Here is an 18,664-nt window from a genome sequence, read left to right on the forward strand (position 1 = left end):
CGGAGGCGGTCCGGTTCCTGCGGAACGACGGCAGGTGGAAGCCGGAGCTCCGGTGAGGGTGCTCGTGCACGGCCATGGTCGGGATTCCCTTCGAGCGCGATCGGGTCGGTGTCTGACACCCCTCACTCTGACCGTGCACGCCGGTCGGCGACGGATGCCGAAGGTCCGCGACCAGAGGGCCGAACGGCCCTCTGGTCAAAGGCTGTTGGGCCTTGTGAAGCATGTAGTGGATCACCTGGCGTCGCAGAACACCCCCACCAAGGCCTTCCTCGGCGACGACGTCGAGCGCTCGAAGGACATGCTCCGCAGGGAGAACCGCAGTGAACATCGCCCCCTGTGCAGGCGCAAGCGGCTGTACAGGAGTACGGACACTCACCAGGTCAACGGTGAAGCCGGTCTCGCCCGACAGGCACGCCGTCGTCCCTGTTCGCTGATCGTGACGGCGCGACCGTCGGTGCGCTGTGCATGTGACGGCGCAGCAACCGGACGGCGAACGCGTCGAGCGTCGCCGTGGCGACGAACGTGACGCCCATGGCGGCGACGAGGAGTACCGCGAACATCGTCCAGAACTCCGGTGTGAGACTCGTACCCACTGTTCTCACTCCCTCCGAGTCGTCCTTGTTTGCCTTCGGCTCCAGCCAACTCCGTCGGGAATCAGGGCACATGAGCCAGAAGGTGCGAACTGAGGCGGGAAGGGCCCTTGCCCCGCCGGGTCCGGCGGGGCATGCGCTGCGGACGAACCGGTACGGTCCGAAAGCTGGTCGGCCAGCCACCCTTCGGGGAGGTCGGCTCCGGAGCATTCTCGGCTCCGCGTCTCCCCGCGCCTCAGTCGCCGACCTGCGTTCACGGGCAAGAGGGGATACAAGTGAGGGAGAGGCCGACGCGCCGGAGTAACACGTACGCCGCGCCGCGGCTGCACCCGTGCCCCTGCGGGCCCTGAACCCGAGGGCAGGATGGGCGATCAATGAACATGGAGAACGCCGGGTCCCTCGGAAACGGCCGGTTTCCGGATCCGGTCACCGCGGCCACGGCGGTCGTGAACGCGCGCGGGATCGTGACGGCGTGGAGCACCGGTGCCCAGGAGCTTCTCGGGTATCCGGCCGAGGATATCGTCGGGCGTCCGGCTTCCGGTCTGCTCGGCCGGAACGCCGACGTCCCTGTGGATCTCTCGTCAGCCGACGGAGAATGGCGGGGGACGCCCCCTCTGCGACACCGGGACGGCCATGACGCGGAAGCCGAGCTCCGGGCCTACGCGTCACTCGACCGCGACGGGAGCACACAGTGGCTCATCGTGGCCACGCCGTCGCAGCAGTCGTCTCCGCGTCCGGCGTCACTTCCGTATGAGGCCGAGGCGACAGCGGAAGAAGCCTTCGCCCAGTGCCATCTGCCTGTGATGATCTATGACGCCGAATTGCGGGCCCTGCGCGGAAGTGCCGGCGCGGTCCGCGCGCTGGGGCTCTCCGAGCGAGAGGTGCGCGGCCGACGTGTGACCGACATTCTCCCTCCCCACATCGGCACCAAGGTCGAAGCGGGGATGCGCAGAGTCTTCGAGACCGGGAAGCCGGAGCGTTTCGAAGTACGTGGCCGACCGCGTCCCGAAGCCCACGGACGCCACTGGGCTGTCACCGTGTCCCCTGTCAGAAACCCGGCCGGCGAGATACGCCACGTTCAGCTCATCGCGCTCGACGTCACAGAACGGCACCGGGCACGAGAGCGACTGGCCCTGCTCAACGACATCAGCGCACAGGTGGGCAGCACCCTTGACGTGATCCGCACTGCACAGGAAATGGCCGACATAGCGGTGGGCCGACTCGCCGACTTCGTCAGCATCGACCTACTGGACTCGCTGCTGCGTGGCGTCGAACCCAGACCCTCCGGCGAAGGTTCCATCGGTCTGTGCCGCGTCGCGCAACAATCCGTCCTGCCTGGTGTACCGGAGTCGGTCGTCCAGACAGGAAATGTCGACTACTACCCGGAATCCTCACCCCCCGTCCGCTGCCTGATCACCGGCGAGTCCTCGCTGCACCGCACCCTGGACGAAGCCGTGGGGAGTTGGCAGGCGGCCGACCCCGAACGCGCCGAGAAGGTCCGATCCTTCGGAATGCACTCGGTCGTGGTCGTCCCGCTGCGCGCCCGGGGTATCACGCTCGGGGTGGCCGTGCTCGTGCGCCACCGGCACCGGCATCCCTTCGACGACGACGACCTGCTGCTCGCGGAGGAGATCGCCGCTCGCACGGCCGTCGCCGTGGACAATGCCCGCCGCTTCACCCGCGAGCGGACCACCGCCCTGGCCCTGCAACACAGTCTGCTGCCTCAGCGGGTCGCCGCCCAGGACGCCGTGGAAGTGGCTCACCGCTATCTGCCGGCTCGCTCCCAGGCCGGGCTGGGCGGGGACTGGTTCGACGTGATCCCGCTGTCCGGCGCACGGGTCGCCCTGGTCGTCGGTGATGTCGTCGGCCACGGTCTGCGCGCCTCAGCGACCATGGGACGGCTGCGGACCGCAGTGCGCACGCTGGCCGACGTCGACCTGCCTCCCGAGGAACTCCTCGTCCACCTCGACGACCTGGTCACCCGCCTCCGGACCGAGGAGGGCACGGCCTCGGATCCGGGGGGCGACATGGTCACCGATCTCATCGCCACCTGTCTGTACCTGGTCTACGACCCCATCTCGCGCCGGTGCAGGGCCGCCGCCGCGGGCCATCCCCCACCCGTCTGTGTGACGCCCGACGGCACGGCCGAATTCATCGAACTGTCCGCCGGACCGCCGCTGGGGATGGGCGGACTCCCCTTCGAAGCCGTCGAACGGGAACTGCCCCGAGGCAGCCTCCTGGCGCTGTACACGGACGGCCTCATCGAAGTCCCGGAACACGACCTCGACCAGGGCATGGCTCTCTTGCTCCAACGCCTGGAGCAGCCCTCGCACTCGCTGGACGCCGCCTGCGACGACCTGATCCAGACGATGCTCCCCGCCCAGCCATCGGACGACGTCGCTCTCCTGCTGGCACGCACCCAGTCTCTCGACTCGGGCCAGGTCGCCACCTGGGACCTGCCCTCCGATCCAGTGGCAGTGGCCGACGCGCGGAGCGAGGTCTCCCAGCGACTGTCGGACTGGGGACTGGACGAGATCACCTTCACGACCGAGTTGATCGTGAGCGAGCTGGTCACCAACGCGATCCGCTACGGTGCCCCTCCCGTCCAGTTGCGCCTGATCCGGGGCGCCGCGCTCATCTGCGAGGTGTCCGACAGCAGCAGCACCGCTCCGCACATGCGCCGGGCCCGCATGTTCGACGAAGGCGGGCGCGGCCTGATGATGGTCGCCCAACTGGCCGAGCGTTGGGGGACGCGCCACCTGCCCGGAGGGAAGACGATCTGGGCAGAGATCACCACCCCGAACGAGCCGACGCAGGGCCGGTCGGCAGGCCAAGTCACTGATCGGTGATACCGAGTGTCTCGGAGCAGTGGGTCAGGTCAGTCACCGGGGAGGGATCGCGTGAGGTGAGGCCGGTGGACCGGCGACGGCGGGCCCGCACGGGGCGGCAGCGTCACACCGCGGCTCATGGCGCCGTACCGGATCTCGCTGTGGTTCTTGTCCACGTCCTGTTCGGTGCGTTCGGCCTGGACTGTCAGCACCCCGTCGCTGATCACGGCGTCGATGTCCTCAGGAGCCATGCCCGACGTCACGACCGACCTTCTCCCGCTACTCCGCGATCACGGCCCGCACACGGTGGCTGGTCCCGCCGCGGCGGAGGGTCAGCCGGACCGCCTTGGGGACCAATGGCCCCTGGCAGGACTGCGCCGCCGAAGCCTTCCATGGAATCAGCGGCGGCACTCCCCGCGCCGCCGCAGGGAGGCGAGGGCTGTGTCCGCGCCCGCGGGACCGGAGGGCCGGGTCCTGCTCCAGGCCACCAGGGACGCGCTGGTCACCTCGGTGACGCCCCAGTCCCTGGAGTGGTCGCAGATCCGGTGGGCCGTCGCGACATGTTCTCGGCCACGGCACACGTCCAGATGGCGATCCGGATCGGCTGCGGCCCCGAGGGTACGGCGAGACCCGGCGGCCTGTGGCAGCCGATTTCCTTGACGTCCAATAACGCGGACACCGCAGAGAGGAAGGAGTAGTCGCATGAAGATCTCGGAGGTGATGACTGCTCCTCCGGTGTGCGTGGCACCTGACGTTCCCCTGAGCGAGGTGACCAGACAGATGGCCGAGCACGCCGTCGGCTCCGTTCTCGTGGTCGATCACGGAGCGCTGCACGGCATAGTCACCGACCGCGACCTCGCCGTGCGCGGCTTGGGTGAGGGTCTCGACAGGAGCGCCCGGGTGGACAGGGTCATGTCGCCGAACGTCACCACGGTCGACGCCGCCGACGAGCTCCAGGTGGCCTACCGGACGTTCCGTCGCACGGGAATCCGCCGGCTTCCGGTCCTGGAGGCAGGCCGGGTCGTCGGCGTGCTCACGATCGACGACCTGTTTCTCGACGTCTTCCGCAGGCTCTCCGACCTGCTCGGCCCGGTCGCCTGGAGCGTCCTGAAAGAGCCGCCGCCGTCGGCCGGATCACCAGGATGAGCCACCAGTCGGCCGGGGATGGGACGGCCGCTCTGCGCGAGGGCGGGCCGCCCGTGCGACCAGCGCCGCCTCTGGAGCGGCCGGATGTCGCATCGTCCCTCCCCTCTTTGTCGGTGCCCGATGTCTTCGCCGCCATGGGCAGTGCTCTGCGCGGTCTCACCCCGGCCGAGGCAGCCGAGCGGCAGGCCCGCTACGGCCCCAACGAGCTCCCCCGCGTGAGCCATGGCCATGTATGGCGTCAAGTGGTCACGCAGTTCACCGACCTTTTCGCGGTCGTGCTGCTCGTCGCCTCGGCGATCACCTTCCTCGCGTACGTCCTGGGACAGCCCCGGGATCCGGCCACCCTTCAACTGGCCGTGGCGATCCTCGGAGTGGTGCTCCTGAACGCCGGCATCGGCTTCGCCCAGGAGTACTCCGCCGAACGCACGGCGGAGTCTCTGCAGGCGATGGTGCCGCACACCTGCCGCGTGCTGCGCGACGGGGAGCGGCGGGAGCTGCCCGCGCGAGATCTGGTGGCGGGCGACGTGGTGGTTCTGGAGGCAGGGGACGCGGTGCCGGCCGACTGCCGACTGGTCGAGGCCCAGGAGGCCGCCGTCAACAACGCCGCGCTCACCGGGGAGAGCGATCCCGTCACGCGGATCACGGCGGCCGGTCCGGCCGGTCCGGCCCTGGAGTCGCGCAACTGCGTCTTCATGGGCACCGACCTGGTCGCGGGCACGGGCAAGGCCGTGGTGTTCGCGACGGGTACCGACACCGAGTTCGGACGGATCTTCCGGCTCGCGGCCGCCGCCCCGAGGCAGCGGACCCCGCTGCAACTCCAGGTCGCCGCCATGGCCCGCCGGGTCGCGGGCGTCGCACTCGCCACCGGCGCGATCCTGTTCGCGGTGCGCCTGCCCAGCGGGCAGTCGTTCGTCGACACCTTCGTCTTCTCACTGGGCGTGATGGTCGCGCTCGTGCCGGAGGGGCTGCCGGCCACGCTGTCCGTGTCGCTGGCGATCGGTGTCCGCCGTATGGCCCGTCGTCACGCGCTCGTCAAGCAGCTGCTCGCGGTGGAGGCGCTGGGTTCGACGAGCGTGGTGTGCACCGACAAGACGGGCACGCTGACGCAGGCCGAGATGACTGTCGTACGGCTGTGGGCGGACGGGGCGTCGTATGCGGTGGCCGGCGTGGGATACGCCCCGGTCGGCGAGGTCACCGACGCGAGCCGGGTACGGGAGCTGCTGCGGGCCGCGGCCCTGTGCAGTAACGCCAGGCTCGTACCGCCGACCGGGCGGGACGGGTGGCGGGTACTCGGAGACACCACCGAGGGTGCCCTGCTGGTGGCGGCTGCGAAGGCCGGACTCGACCCGGCTCAGGAGGAGGCCCGGACACCACGGGTGGCGGAATATCCCTTCGACTCCTCCCGCAAGCTGATGAGCACCGTGCACCGCGACGGCGACGGGACGTACCTCGTGTACGTCAAGGGCGCACCGCTCGAGCTGCTTTCCCGCTGCGATGCCATGAGCCAGGGGGACACGAAGACACCGCTGACGGATGCCACGCGCACCGACGTGGCCGCGGCCGCGGACGGCATGGCCGGGCAGGGGCTGCGGGTCCTGGCGGTCGCCCGGCGGCGGGCGGCCGGGCCCCACCCACCGCTCGGCGACGTCGAGTCGGAGCTGACTCTGCTGGGTCTCGCTGGGATGTACGACCCGCCTCGGCCCGAGGTGCGGGAAGCGGTGGACGCGTGCCGACGGGCCGGTATCCGCATCGTCATGGTCACCGGCGACCATCCCCTGACCGCGGAGGCCGTCGCCCGCCGCGTCGGCATCGTGCGCGAGCCGGCCCCTACCGTGGTGACCGGCGCTCAGCTGGACGATCTCGACGACGGCGGGCTGGATGGTCTGCTGGCCGGTTCCACCGAGCTGCTGCTGTGCCGGGTCAGTCCCGAGCACAAGATGCGTGTGGTCACGGCCTTCCAGCGGCGCGGCGAGGTGGTCGCCGTCACGGGGGACGGCGCCAACGACGCCCCCGCGCTCAAACACGCGGACATCGGCGTGGCGATGGGCGCCTCCGGCACCGATGTCGCCCGTGAGGCCGCGTTGATGGTGCTGCTCGACGACTCCTTCGCCTCCATCACCACCGCGGTGGGACTGGGCCGCTCGGTCTACCGGAACATCCGTAAGTTCCTGATCTACCTCTTCAGCCACAACATCGCCGAACTCGTGCCGATCCTCGTGGCCACCTTCGTCGGGTTCCCCCTGGTGCCGATCACGGCCGTACAGATCCTCGCCATCGACCTCGGTTCGGACGTCCTGCCCGCGCTGGCACTCGGCGCGGAGCCGATGGAACCCGACGTGATGGACCGCCCGCCGCGACCGCGCAGGGAGCGGCTCTTCTCGACGGCTGTCATGGGGCGCGTTCTCTTCCTCGGCGGCGTTCAGGCCCTCGGCGTGTGCGCCGTCTTCTTCTGGCACATCCACGCCTCCGGAATCCCGTACGCGGACTTCACCAGGGACACACCCGTCTACCGGGAGGCGATCACCATGGTCCAGGCCGGCATCGTCGTCAGCCAGTTCTTCAACGCGCTGGCGGTCCGCACCGACCGGCAGAGCGTCTTCCGGGCCGGACTGCTGAGCAATCCATGGCTGATCGGCGCCGGCTGTTTCGGCATCGCGCTGATGGCCGCCATCAGTTACGCGCCCCCGCTCCAGGCGGTCTTCAACACCGCCCCGCTGACCCTCACCGACTGGGCGGTTCTCACCGGATTCGGTGTGCTCCTCCTGGCCGCCGAAGAAGCCCGCAAGTGGGTGCTGCGGCACCGGAGCACGTCCGGGAAGGGAGAAACACGATGAGAGTGGTCATTGTCGGGTGCGGGCAGGTCGGTTCGACCCTCGCCACGCAGCTCGTCACCGAGAGCCACGGCGTATGTCTCGTGGACCGTGATCCCAGGGCGCGCAGGCTTCTGCCCACAGGCTTCCCCGGCGCCTTCCTCGTGGGCAACGGCTTCAGTCGCTCCGTGCTGGAAGAGGCCGGCATCGTCGACGCGGACGCACTGGTCGCGGTGACTTCCGGGGACAACAGCAACATCGTCAGTGCGCGAACCGCGAAGGAGGCCTACCGGGTCCCGGTCGTCCTCGCCCGCATCCACGATCCCCGACGTGCCGACCTCTGCCGGGAGCTGGGCATCCCGGCCATCTCCAGCGTCCGCTGGGCAGTCAGCCGTATCCACCAGACATTGCTGCACCGTCACCTCACCGCCGAACTCACCTTCGGCAACGGCGAGACCCGCCTGGTCCGATCCCAGGTGCCGGCCTACCTCACCGGGCGGCGGCTGTCCGCATTCGACGTCGACGGCGAGATCCGCGTCGTGGAGGTCACCCGCGCCGGCCGCTCGCTGCTGCCCGCTCACGGTGTCTGTGCCGAGCCGGGAGACCTGGTCACCTTCGCCGTCGCCGCGACCGCGCTCGGCCGGTTGCGCGGTTTCCTCGACAAGGAGCTGGGAACGTGAAGATCCTCATCGTCGGCGCGGGCCGTCTCGGCACCCAGATCGCCCAGGTGCTCTCCGCCGCGCACAACGACGTGATCCTCGTGGAGCAGGACGACGACCGCGTTGCGGCGCTTGCGACCCTGCCACGCGTGCGCCTGATGGCCGGCGACGCCTGCGACTCCTTCCTCCTGGAGCGCGCCGAAGCGTCCAGCTGCGATCTCGTCATCTCCGCGACCGGCTGTGACGAGGACAACCTCGTCATCAGCCTGCTCGCCAAGCGGCGGTTCGGAGTGGGACGGGTGGCCGCACGCGTCAACGACACGGAGAACGCCTGGCTCTTCGACCAGCAGTGGGGCGTGGACGTGGCCGTACCCGCGGCCACCCCACTGATCTCCCTCATCGAGGAGGCCACCGGTGCCACGGACACCGTGGCACTCCTGCGGCTGAGCAAGGCGGGTGTCGAAGTCATCGAAACCGCGATCACCGAGGGGTCCCGGGCCGCGGGCCACACACTGAGCGAGATCCCTCTGCCCGCCGGCACGGTCGTCGCCACCGTCGTCCGCGACGGCCGGCCCACGGTTCCCGACCCCGGGGTACGACTCCAGCCGGGCGACGAACTGCTGCTCGTGTCGCACGAGGCGACCGAGCAGGAGATCCACGCGGCCTTCCAGTGACCGAAGCCGGAAAGCACCCTGGCCTCGGAACGCCTCGGCCCTGTTCGAGGAAGAGGGCGGCGCAGGAGATGCGGGGATCGTGATTGCGGACGACCCGGTCGCGCAGGCGGGTCAGCTCCTCATCGTCAGCAGCGGTCCCCTCCTGTCCAGGCGCGCCTGGACCGCCCTGGGCACGTCCTCCTCGACGGCCGTCCGGTTCTGGGTGGTGGGCGGGACCGCCTTCACCTCGCGGAAGTCTCCACGCCGGGGCGACACGGTCAGCGCCGGCGTCAGTCCGGCTCCATGTAGGGGCGGCGGAAGACCGGCGCCTGACCGGTGCCCCACGGGCGCACGGCGGCGACTGCCCGGGCGACCGCGGACTCCAGCGCCCCGCTGGTGTCGACCGGCACCGCCTCGGGCCATGGCGGTTCGGCGGCCGCCAGGGCGGTGGCGATGTCCGGGCCGGCGTCGGACACACCGGCCGTACGTGTGCTCAGGCGGGTGGACGATACGTCGCCCGGAACCTGGCAGTGCAGGGCCACCAGGTCCGTACTGGTGCGTTCGGCCACGCGCAGAGCTGCTTCGCGCTGCGCGGCATCGGTCCAGGTGGCGTCCAGGACGACGGACTCTCCGGAAGACAGCAGGGCGGCTGCGCGGTCGAGCAGGGCTGTGTACGTCCTCATGGTCCACTCGGGCGTGTACAGGCCCTCGCGGTATCCGGCCGCCGCGGACTGCTCGGCGGGGATGCCCGCGAGTTCCTTGCGGATCCGGTCGCTGCTGAGCAGGGTCACTCCCAGCCGGTCGGCCAGAGCTCCGGAAAGGGTGGACTTCCCGCTGCCCGGCAGTCCGCCGACGGCGATGAGGCAGACAGCGGACGTGCGCAGATGGCGCAGCGCCGCCGAGGTGAACCGCCGCGCCGCCGCCTCCGCGCCCACGGCGCCCTGCCGGGCCTGGATGAGGGAGACCTTGGCACGGACGAACGCACGGTAGGCGACGTAATGGTGCCAGAGGGAGGGGGGCGCGGGATCGGCGGAATACTCACCGTACCGGGCGAGGAAGTACGCCGCGGCCTCCGGGGCGGCGCGCTGTTCGAGGTCCATGGCGAGGAAGGCCGCGTCATCCAGACCGTCGACATAGCGCAGACGGTCGTCGAACTCCAGGCAGTCCAGAACCCGAGGACCGTCGTCAAGGCAGAAGATGTCCTCGGCGAGCAGGTCACCGTGGCCGTCGACCACGCGCCCCTGCTCGATGCGGGTATCGAACAGCCGCTCACGGCCGGCAAGGTAGCGGCGCACCAACGTCTCGACCTCCGCCAGGTCCTCGGGTACGGAGCTGTCGGCGCACAACCCGCGGACCTGCGCGAAGCTGGCTTCCCACCGTGACGACAGGGCGTCCCGGGTACCCTGCTCGGCCACGTCACGCCCACGCGGCGCCTTCGCGTGCCAGGCGGCGACCTGCCGGGCGACGGCCCGCAGGATGTCGTCGACGTACGCTCCTGTGCCGACGAGACGGGAGAGGCGGCGGTCCTCCGGCATGCGGCGCATCACCACGATCGGTTCGGCCGACGCGTCTGGATCTCGAAACTCTCCCAGGCCCAGGTAGACGTCGGGGGCGAACCGACGATTGAGGGCGACTTCCCGCTCGCACGCGACCCGTCGCGCCGTCACCGTGGTGTAGTCCAGGAAGCCCAGATCGACCGGCTTCTTGAGCTTGTAGGCACGGTCGCCGACGAAGAACAAGACCGCAGTGTGGGTCTCACACACACCCGCGCGGGACAGCGGGTCACCGTCGTGCCGGACACCCGATCGGGGCGAGGCGGCGACGTGAGGCCCCGGCGTCCGGTCGGGGCCTCGCTCACTCATGAGGAACGACGGCGACCGGGCAGCGCCCGTGGTGAATGGCGGCCTGCGCCACCGGCCCCAGGTGCGGCGCCAGACCATGACGGTGTCGGCGCCGGCCCACCACGAGCAGCGCGGCGCCCTCGGCGGACCGTACGACGGCCTTGGCAGGGCTTTCGAGAAGGATGCTGTCGGCCACCTCCACCAGCGGGTACTTCTCGCGCCACCGGTACAGCGCCTTGCTCACCTCCTCATGGGCCTCGCGCGTCATCTCTTCGGTGACCCCGTGGTCCACGCCCCAGGGCACATGTGCGTGGAGCGGCACGCTGCGACCGTGGACAGCCAGGAGAGGTACACCTCTGGCCGCGGCGGTCCGAAACGCGAATGCGAGCAGGTCGTCGGAGGACCCGTGCAGCTTCAGCGCGACGACCACGGGGCTCGCGGGTGCGGTGGGCGCTCTCCGCTCCCGGAGGTCGGCGCGGACCAGCACCACCGGCCGTTCGGCGCGTGCCACGACGGGCATGCTGATGTCACCCAGGAAATAGCTCTCGACGGACTCCAGGCCGCGCGTACCGAGCACCGTGATCTCGGACTCCGACGCCGCTTGGAGCAGGGCGCTCTGGGCGTCGTCGGCGACCAGATTGCCGACGACGGTCAGGCCCGGATGGCGGGCTTGGAGCTCTGCCTGCGCGGTGTGGACCAGCCGCTTCGCCCAATAGTTCTGATCGACTTCAGCGGCGGCCCGGGGCGGTTCCGGCGCCAGCATCGGCCACGCGTGCAGCAGGCGCAGGGTGAGCTTGCGCTTCTCGGCTTCGTCGGCGGCCCAGCGGGCGGCGGCCAGGCTCTCGGGCGATCCGTCGAGGCCTACGGTGACGGCTGGTTGCATGGCGGCGGTCTCCATCTCGTACGAAGCTGGAAATGATGGTGAACGAGTCCGCGACCCGAGCTTGATCCGTGCGTCGCCTGCGCACCGGGGAGATGCGTTCTCTCAGCATCGCCCCCAACCCCTTCGTGGCGCATGTGGAGCCACGAAGGAGGAGCGGAGGCGCGGGATCCGGGATGAGCGGCGACACGAGCATGGTGACTGATCGGCGCCGCCTCGGCGCGGACCTGTGCCGCCCATGCGGCGTCCTGTCCTGCGTGGCAGGTTGGATACAACCCCATTCTGAGGAGAGGGCGGCGATCATGCGAGCTCACCTCGGCGACCAACTCGTCATCGAAAGCCAGGCGACCGGCGCCGCCAGACGCGACGGCGAGATCGTCGGACTCCACCACGAGGACGGCACGCCCCCGTACGACGTGCACTGGTCGGACACGGACGAAGTGACGCTCGTCTTTCCCGGACCTGATGCCCACGTCCGCCATCTCGAGCATGAGGAGCCGATGACCGCACGCGAGGCGCAGCCGGGCACAGGTGAGGCGGGAGGCGGCTCTGTTGCCACCCCAGCGCCCCGGGCACCCGACCCTGGGGACATCGGCCGACGCGTGGCCGCCGAACGCCGGCGACAGGGGCTCAGCCGGGAGGAGACAGCCGGCCGGGCCCACATGTCACCGGGCTACCTCGCCTACGTGGAGGAACGGCCCGCCGACCCGAGCCTGGCGACCCTCATCGGGCTGGCCGACGCGCTGGGCACCACCGTCCCCGCTCTACGCGGTGGAGGCACCGATCTCCCGCCTGGGCAGGGCCAAGCACTGCTTCACCCTCAGTTGCTGGACCTCAGCCCGGACGCATGCCGGGCCCTGCTCTCCACACACGGCGTGGGGCGCGTCTCGGTGCAGACGTCGGACGGCCGCCCGGCGGTCGTCCCGGTCAATTACGAGGTCGTCGACGACGCCATCGCCTTCCGGACCACCCCCGGTTCGGTGACCGCTGCCGCCGCAGGAGCCGAGGTCGCGTTCGAGGTCGACCACGTGGACGACGCTCTGAGTCGGGGCTGGAGCGTGCTCGCGGTCGGCCTCGCCGGTGTGGTGACGGACCCCGGGGCCGTGAGCAGGCTCGCCCGGCACGCGCACACCGCACCCTGGGCGGGCGGTGAGCGCGACATGTGGGTGTCGATCCGGCCCACGAGCCTCACGGGCCGCCGTATCACTCCGGCCGATCAGTAGCCGGTCACGATGGCGTGCAGCGGCGCCGAGCGGGCGGTGCGACGGCGCTATCGCGGTCACTGGGGCATCGGCGTGCGACGCCGGAGCGGTCGGCTGGAGATCAGTGTGCCCGACTCGGAGGAATCAGCCATTCGCGTGATGCTGGCTGATCGAGCGGTGACCGTCGCGCCCGGGGAGACGTCAAGAGCCTGCCGGCCGAGAGGTGCGTCCCGGGGGCTGGTGGGACGCGGGAGCGGGCACGCGGTCCAGACGAAGTGCCATCACCGGGCACGCGGCGACCGCGCGTCGGGCGTGGGAGAGCAGGTCCGGCGGGACCGCGGAGTCCCGGAGCACGGGATAGCCCCATTCGTCGGAGCCGATCAGTTCGGGCAGCAGTTCGGCGCAGAGACCGTGGCCGTCACAGGCGGCGAAATCGACGGCCAGGACGTGGGTCCGGGTACGGGTCATCGCCAATCGCCCTCCTCCGGAGGCCGGGCCGCGGGCACCGGCAGGACGAGGGGGGCGAACGCGGCTCCGCACGGTCCGGTGTGTACATGCCGGATGACATCGTCGGCGAAGACCCGCAGCGCCGAGGCGGCGAGCCGCGCCGCGCCGTCGGGATGGCTGCACGCGCCGCGTCGCGGGAGCAGTCCGAGGCGGTGGTGCAGCCGCGTCAGCAACTGGGCGTCCGCATGACCCCGGGCGAGCGCGGCGAAGTCCTCGGCGACGGACGGCAGGCCGAACCGGCACGGCCCGCACTGGCGGGCGCTCTGCGCGGCCAGGTAGCCGAGCGCGGCTGCCGTCTCGGCCAGCCCACAGGCGCCTTCGGGCAGTGCCACCAGGACGCCCGCCCCCCGGTCCGGAGCCGTGCTGCTCAGCGGCACCGGGAGCCAGCCGCCGAAGAAGCCGCCCACGAGCACGGCGCCGAGCCGTCCCCGCGGGCCGCCGGCACGGCTGAGTGCCGCCGTCACCGGGCTTCCCGCCGGGATCTCGTACACCCCCGGCCGATGCACGACGCCCGAGACCGTGACCAGCGTGGTGCCCGGTACTCCTGAGTTTCCGCTCTCGCGGAACCATGCGGGGCCGTAGCGGGCGATCAGCGCCAGGTGGGCCAGGGTCTCCACGTTGCCGATCAGAGTGGGCCGTTTCCCGACGCCCTTCTCGAAGGGGCGCGGCGGGGTGGACCGAGGGCGGGCGTCGCCGCCGTTCAGCCAGTTCACCAGGGACGTCTCCTCGCTGGAGACGAAGTGATGAGGCAACGCGTGGACCTGTACCCGTGCCGGGTCGATCCCGGCACGGCGCCGCTCGGCGACCGCCGCGGTGAGCTGGTCGACCTGCGCCGCCCGGGTGCGGGGCAGACACAGATGCACCGCTTCCGCGCCGACCGCGACGGCGGCCAGTGCCGCGCCGTCCAGAACGAGGTGCGGGGCGAAGGAGAGCAGCACCTCGTCCTTGTGGCTGGCCGGCTCGCTCTCCATCCCGTTGGCGACAACCACGGCCGGCCCCTTCGCCCCGGCGACCGACCGGAGCTTGCGGCCGGCCGGAAAGCCCCCACCGCCCCGGCCGGTGAGCCCGGCCTCCTCCACGGCGCGCACCAGCGGCATGGCGCTCCCGCGGCTGCGTGCCTGCAACAGCGGCGGAGGGCCGTAGCGGGCGAGGTGTTCCGTGAGGTCGGCGGGCCGGCCGGTGTCGTACCAGCCGGACAGCAGGCGTTCGCCGTGCGGGCCGCAGGGCGCCGCCGGATGTTCTCCGGCGAGGACGGTCCCCGTGTCGTGGTTCATTCGCCGTCGTCTCCCTCGTGTTCGTCTTCCTGGGTGGGCTGCTGGGGCGTCGGCGACTGGTGGGGGACCGCCGGGGCAGTGGCGGGCACCGGCGTGGGCGCCGCCCCACCGGCACGGTGAGCCCAGCCGGGCCGCAAGGGCCCCACAGCCAGGAACGCGACCAGCGTCGCGGGCACCAGCAGCAAGGCCGCCGTCACCCACCTGCGGACCGGGGCCGCCCGCGTCCCGGCCCGCACCAGCCGCCACCACACGGCGGCCGTGACGGTCAGCAGACAAGCGGCGTACAGCGCCAGTTGCGGACTCAGGCGGGTGTCCGTGCCGGTTCCGGCCCCGTGGAAGAGCGCCACCGGCCATGCCGCGTACGCCAGCCAGTGCACCGCCTTCCAGCGGCGGTGGCCCAGCCGCCCGCGGATCGCGCTGGTGAGCGCGACCGCCAGCAGGAGGTCGAGGGCGACCGCGCCCAGGCCCACCCACAGCGGACGGTAGGAGCCGATGAACGGCACGAAGGCCGTCGGCCAGGTGAGGTGGGCGTAGCTGTCGGCGATCGCGGTGACGATGTGCAGCGCCAGGAAGGCCAGGGTGAGCAGCGACAGATTGCGGTGCAGCGCGGACACCTCGAACCGCCCCAGGCGCACCGGCGCGTACCGTCCCGCCGCGGCGATGCCGAGCGCGACCGTCGCGGTCAGCAGGACCAGCGACACCGTACCGCCGGCCCGGGTGGCATACCAGAGCGGGCTCGGGCCCGAGGCGAGCAGGGCGGCGCCGTTCATCGGTCGGCTCCATCGGCGGGCCAGGCTCCCAGGTACAGCACGCTTCCGTCGGTGCGGACGAGGCGGGCCGGCAGTCCGGTGCCGCGCAGCCAGCAGGGGGCGCGTTCGCCGAGGACCAGGGCGGCGGTCGTGGCGGTGTTGGCGTCCACGCAGTTGCCTGCGGCGACGCTGACGGTGCGCCAGACGGGCGGCGGAATGTCGCCGGTGGCCGGGTCGACGATGTGGTGGAGCGTCCGGCCGTCGCGCCGCCAGGACCGTACGGCGGTGCCGGACGTGGCAAGGCCGCCGTCGCGAATCGAGATGACAGGGCGCCCGGGTCCCGCGTCCGGGGCCGCGTGGTCGTCGGCGATCGCGACCCGCCAGCCGCCGTGCGGTGGTTCGCCCGCCGCCGACAGGTCGCCGCCGAGATTGACCAGGACCCCGCAACCCACCGCCGCGGCCGCTCGGTGGGCCGCCCGGTCGGCGGCCAGGGCCTTGGCCGTGGCGCCGAGGTCGAGTGCGGTTCCGGCGGGAAGGCGCAGGAGGCGCAGCGTCGGGTCCCAGCGGACGGCGCGCCAGCCCGAGGCCGGCCGTGGCGCGGTCGCGGGCCCGGTGTCCTCGGGCCGTCGCGCGGCCACCTCGGCGAACGTGCGGTCGTAGCCGAGGGCTGCGACCGCCGGGCCCACCGTGGGGTCGACGGCACCGTCGGTGAGTTCGGCGGCACGCAGGGCCGCCTCCAGGGCCTCGGCGAGCAGGGCGCTCACCGGCACCGGTGAGGTGCCGGCGGCGGCGTTGGCGCGGGACAGCTCGGAGTCGGGACGGAACCGGCTGCACGCCGCGTCGATGGCGGCCAGCTCGGCCCGCAGGATCAGCAGCGCGTCGTCGGCGCGGGCCGGGTCCGCTGTGAGGAGCACGGCCGTGGTGCCGAGCGCGGCGAACACGGCGGTGGCGGGCTCGGCGTGGGCCGGACGAGGGGTTGCGTGGTGAGCCGCTCCGGCCGGAAGCGTGGTGCTCGCGGCGCGTCCGACGGTGCCCGCCGGTGTGGCGTTCACGACGCACCCGACTGGGTCTGCGGCGCTTGTGTGGTCGGCGTGGGCGCCCGACCCGAGGGCCGCAGGCCACCGCTCGTGCCGGTGGACGTGCCGCTGCCGTGACCGGCGGGTGCGGCGGTCTGGGCGATCCCGGGGATCACGTGTGCGTAGCCGGCGCCCAGTACGGCGGTCCCCGCGACGGCCGCGGCCGCCGCCCAGCGGGTCGTGGCGCTGACACGGCGCCGCCCTCGTTCACGACGCCGGACGGCGTCATGGACGGATCGGTCCGAGTCTGCGGGCTGCTCAGGAAAAGGCATGGAGAGACTCCTCGCCGGAAGGCCGGTATTCCTACTGACCAGGCTGCCTGGCGACCCGTCGGGAACCGGTTCAGGAGTTCTTCAGACGAAGTTAAGATCCCGCCCGCGGGCCGCGCGACGGCCCCTGCGGCGGCAGCGCGGGAAGTTCCAGCACCACCGTCAGCCCCCCGCCGGCCGTCTCCTCCAGCCGTACGGTGCCGCCGTTGGCGGTGACCAGCCGGTGCACGATGGCCAGCCCCAGGCCGCTGCCGGACGCCTCCGGATTGCCGAACCTGCGAAACGCCGCCTCGCGCGCCGCCTCGCTCATCCCGGGCCCGTTGTCCACCACGCGCAGCAGCGCCTGCCCACGCGCCGTGTCGCCCTCGATTCGGACCGCCGCGCCTTCCCCCACGGCGTCCAGGGCGTTGGCCACCAGGTTGTCGATCACCTGCTCCAGATCGCCGGATCCCAGGTACGCCGTCAGCCGGGCGTCGCAGCGCCCGGTGAGCGACACTCGCCGCTCACGGGCCACCGGCTCCCACGCGACGACCCGGTCGTCCACCACCTGGTCCACCCGGACCGGAACCGGCCTGGGCACCGCGTTCTCCGCCCGTGACACGGCCAGCAGCCCGTCCACCAGCCGGGACAGCCGGGCGATCTCCTCCTGCGCTCCGGCGAACTCCGCCGCCGTGGCGTCGTCGGCTGCCGCCAGCAGGTCGAGCCGCAGCCGCAGCGCCGTCAACGGCGTACGCAGCTGGTGGGAGACGTCGGCGACGACCGCCCGGTGCCCGTGGATGAGGGCCTCCATGCGTGCCGCCATGGTGTTGAACGTCGAGGCGAGCCTGCGCACCTCCTGCGGCCCGCGCCCGCCCGGCGCCCGTACGTCCAGGGCGCCCTCGCCGAGCCGCAGCGCGGCGGCGTCAACGGCCCGCAGCGGGCGCCCGACCCAACGGGCCAGCGCAACCGACAACAGCACGCCCGCCACCAGGGCGCCGGCGCCGATCAGCGCCAGTCGCCACCACATCGAGGCGATCCGGTCGTGCATGCTCTCCGCCGACCGGGACAGCACGGCCACCCCCACCGGATGCGTGGTGTCGCCGATCGGCTCCGCGACGACCAGCCGGTCGTCCCGCTCACGCGCCGCCGTTCCCGGGTGGACGAGCACCTGGTGTGCCAGGTCGCCCCAGTAGCCGGCGGCCTGATCGTCCTCCTCGCCCTCACCCGTTCGTCCGGGGCACGCGGTGGCCGCCACGGGACGTCCCGCCGTGTCGAAGACCGCGGCGCAGTCGCCTGCCCGCTCGGCCTGTTCCAGGAGCCGTCGCATGGCGGCGGGAGAGCGCTGGTCCGACAGGTACTCCTCGGCCGCGGCGGCGATCGTCCGGTTCGCCGCCTCGGTCGTGTCCCGGAACGAGGTCTGCTCGCGCTGTGTCATGGACAGCCCCAGCGGCACCACCGCCAGCACCAGCAGCAGGACGATCAGCGCCATGAAGGTGAGTGCGATCCGCCGGGTCATCGCGCGCCGGCGTCCGGGTCCCGGCCCGGCCCGGGTGCTCCGAGACGGAATCCGCGGCCGTACACGGTCTCCACCAGCCCGGGGACGCCGAGCTTGCGGCGCAGCGCCGCGATGTGCACGTCCAGCACCTTGGTGGGGCCGTACCAGTGGGCATCCCAGGCGCGCTCCAGGACCTCCTGCCGGGTGATCACCCGCCCAGGGTCGGCGGCCAGACACTCCAGGATGTCGAACTCCTTCGGTGTGAGCCCGACTTCGTGGCCTTCGACGGTCACTTTGCGGGTCCGCGGGTCCACCGTGAGGGGGCCGTGCCGCAACAGCTCGGAGCCGGACGGCTGGACGCGGCGCAGCACGGCCCGGATCCGTGCCAGCAGCTCCGCCAGGCCGAACGGTTTGACCAGGTAGTCATCGGCGCCCTCGTCCAGGGCCGCGACCCGGTCGCCTTCCTCGCCACGCGCCGTCACCACGATGATCGCCGCGTCGGAGCGGCTCCGTATCCGGCGGCAGACCTCGATGCCGTCCAGGTCGGGCAGCCCCAGGTCCAGAAGCACCACATCGGGCTCCGGGACCGCCGCCAAGGCTTCCTGTCCGGTGCCGACACCGCGCGCCCGGTACCCGGCCCGCTCCAGGCCCAGCACCAGGGTAGCGGCGATCCCCGGGTCGTCCTCGACCACCAGAACAAGCACAC

At 71.8% G+C, this 18,664-nt stretch carries 18 protein-coding genes; 6 read left to right on the forward strand and 12 right to left on the reverse strand.

Annotated features, from left to right (window positions below; all coding sequences use genetic code 11):
* Positions 1-380 precede the first annotated feature (380 nt).
* Positions 381-593, reverse strand: coding sequence for a hypothetical protein (locus ACF07B_RS39145; RefSeq protein WP_392182420.1), 213 nt, complete (start codon positions 591-593; stop codon positions 381-383).
* A 377-nt stretch (positions 594-970) separates the two neighbouring features.
* Here ACF07B_RS39145 and ACF07B_RS39150 point away from each other — a divergent pair, with 377 nt between their 5' ends.
* Positions 971-3,439, forward strand: a complete 2,469-nt coding sequence (locus ACF07B_RS39150) for a SpoIIE family protein phosphatase (RefSeq protein ID WP_392182513.1) — start codon at positions 971-973, stop codon at positions 3,437-3,439.
* Between the two features lie 29 nt (positions 3,440-3,468).
* Here the strand turns inward: ACF07B_RS39150 and ACF07B_RS39155 are convergent, their stop codons facing one another.
* Together ACF07B_RS39155 and ACF07B_RS39160 are read right to left on the reverse strand one after the other, a co-directional pair.
* Positions 3,469-3,681 carry an Hsp20/alpha crystallin family protein gene (locus tag ACF07B_RS39155; protein ID WP_392182421.1) on the reverse strand — a complete coding sequence of 71 codons (213 nt, stop codon included), beginning with the start codon at positions 3,679-3,681 and terminating at the stop codon, positions 3,469-3,471.
* 135 nt (positions 3,682-3,816) lie between these two features.
* Positions 3,817-3,999 carry a hypothetical protein gene (locus ACF07B_RS39160; RefSeq protein WP_392182422.1) on the reverse strand — a complete coding sequence of 61 codons (183 nt, stop codon included), beginning with the start codon at positions 3,997-3,999 and terminating at the stop codon, positions 3,817-3,819.
* A 121-nt stretch (positions 4,000-4,120) separates the two neighbouring features.
* On the opposite strand from ACF07B_RS39160, the gene ACF07B_RS39165 reads away from it, so the two are divergent.
* The 4 genes from ACF07B_RS39165 to ACF07B_RS39180 all read left to right on the forward strand — a co-directional run bounded on the left by ACF07B_RS39165 (position 4,121) and on the right by ACF07B_RS39180 (position 8,707).
* Positions 4,121-4,564 carry a CBS domain-containing protein gene (locus ACF07B_RS39165; protein WP_392182423.1) on the forward strand — a complete coding sequence of 148 codons (444 nt, stop codon included), beginning with the start codon at positions 4,121-4,123 and terminating at the stop codon, positions 4,562-4,564.
* Between the two features lie 113 nt (positions 4,565-4,677).
* A complete protein-coding gene (locus tag ACF07B_RS39170; protein ID WP_392182424.1) occupies positions 4,678-7,398 on the forward strand; it encodes a cation-translocating P-type ATPase in 2,721 nt (906 codons plus the stop codon).
* Positions 7,395-8,054 carry a potassium channel family protein gene (locus tag ACF07B_RS39175; RefSeq protein WP_392182425.1) on the forward strand — a complete coding sequence of 220 codons (660 nt, stop codon included), beginning with the start codon at positions 7,395-7,397 and terminating at the stop codon, positions 8,052-8,054. The genes ACF07B_RS39170 and ACF07B_RS39175 overlap by 4 nt, the downstream gene beginning before the upstream one ends.
* Entirely contained in the window at positions 8,051-8,707 is a 657-nt protein-coding gene (locus tag ACF07B_RS39180; protein WP_392182426.1) for a potassium channel family protein, read from the forward strand. Before ACF07B_RS39175 ends, ACF07B_RS39180 begins: the two co-directional genes overlap by 4 nt.
* 269 nt (positions 8,708-8,976) lie before the next feature.
* On the opposite strand, the gene ACF07B_RS39185 is transcribed toward ACF07B_RS39180, so the two are convergent.
* Together ACF07B_RS39185 and ACF07B_RS39190 are read right to left on the reverse strand one after the other, a co-directional pair.
* Positions 8,977-10,449: an AAA family ATPase gene (locus ACF07B_RS39185; RefSeq protein WP_392182427.1), complete on the reverse strand. Its 1,473-nt coding sequence runs from the start codon at positions 10,447-10,449 to the stop codon at positions 8,977-8,979.
* Positions 10,450-10,540: 91 nt separating this feature from the next.
* The gene (locus tag ACF07B_RS39190; protein ID WP_362391297.1) at positions 10,541-11,410 is read right to left on the reverse strand and encodes a universal stress protein; all 870 of its coding nucleotides are present in this window, start codon (positions 11,408-11,410) and stop codon (positions 10,541-10,543) included.
* Positions 11,411-11,709: 299 nt separating this feature from the next.
* On the opposite strand from ACF07B_RS39190, the gene ACF07B_RS39195 reads away from it, so the two are divergent.
* Positions 11,710-12,630, forward strand: a complete 921-nt coding sequence (locus ACF07B_RS39195) for a DUF1918 domain-containing protein (protein WP_392182428.1) — start codon at positions 11,710-11,712, stop codon at positions 12,628-12,630.
* 180 nt (positions 12,631-12,810) lie between these two features.
* Here ACF07B_RS39195 and ACF07B_RS39200 read toward each other — a convergent pair whose 3' ends face one another.
* The 7 genes from ACF07B_RS39200 to ACF07B_RS39230 all read right to left on the reverse strand — a co-directional run bounded on the left by ACF07B_RS39200 (position 12,811) and on the right by ACF07B_RS39230 (position 18,662).
* Positions 12,811-13,077, reverse strand: a complete 267-nt coding sequence (locus ACF07B_RS39200; RefSeq protein WP_392182429.1) for a ferredoxin — start codon at positions 13,075-13,077, stop codon at positions 12,811-12,813.
* Complete coding sequence (locus tag ACF07B_RS39205; RefSeq protein WP_392182430.1) at positions 13,074-14,390, reverse strand: NADH-ubiquinone oxidoreductase-F iron-sulfur binding region domain-containing protein; 1,317 nt, start codon at positions 14,388-14,390, stop codon at positions 13,074-13,076. The genes ACF07B_RS39200 and ACF07B_RS39205 overlap by 4 nt, the downstream gene beginning before the upstream one ends.
* Positions 14,387-15,160: a ferric reductase-like transmembrane domain-containing protein gene (locus ACF07B_RS39210; protein WP_392182431.1), complete on the reverse strand. Its 774-nt coding sequence runs from the start codon at positions 15,158-15,160 to the stop codon at positions 14,387-14,389. Before ACF07B_RS39210 ends, ACF07B_RS39205 begins: the two co-directional genes overlap by 4 nt.
* Entirely contained in the window at positions 15,157-16,191 is a 1,035-nt protein-coding gene (locus ACF07B_RS39215; RefSeq protein ID WP_392182432.1) for an FAD:protein FMN transferase, read from the reverse strand. The genes ACF07B_RS39210 and ACF07B_RS39215 overlap by 4 nt, the downstream gene beginning before the upstream one ends.
* Entirely contained in the window at positions 16,188-16,487 is a 300-nt protein-coding gene (locus ACF07B_RS39220) for a hypothetical protein (RefSeq protein WP_392182433.1), read from the reverse strand. Before ACF07B_RS39220 ends, ACF07B_RS39215 begins: the two co-directional genes overlap by 4 nt.
* 91 nt (positions 16,488-16,578) lie before the next feature.
* Positions 16,579-17,979 carry a sensor histidine kinase gene (locus ACF07B_RS39225; protein ID WP_392182434.1) on the reverse strand — a complete coding sequence of 467 codons (1,401 nt, stop codon included), beginning with the start codon at positions 17,977-17,979 and terminating at the stop codon, positions 16,579-16,581.
* The gene (locus tag ACF07B_RS39230; RefSeq protein WP_392182435.1) at positions 17,976-18,662 is read right to left on the reverse strand and encodes a response regulator transcription factor; all 687 of its coding nucleotides are present in this window, start codon (positions 18,660-18,662) and stop codon (positions 17,976-17,978) included. Before ACF07B_RS39230 ends, ACF07B_RS39225 begins: the two co-directional genes overlap by 4 nt.
* Positions 18,663-18,664 lie beyond the last annotated feature (2 nt).

This window comes from Streptomyces sp. NPDC015532 (assembly GCF_043078065.1).
Classification (GTDB): Bacteria; Actinomycetota; Actinomycetes; order Streptomycetales; family Streptomycetaceae; genus Streptomyces.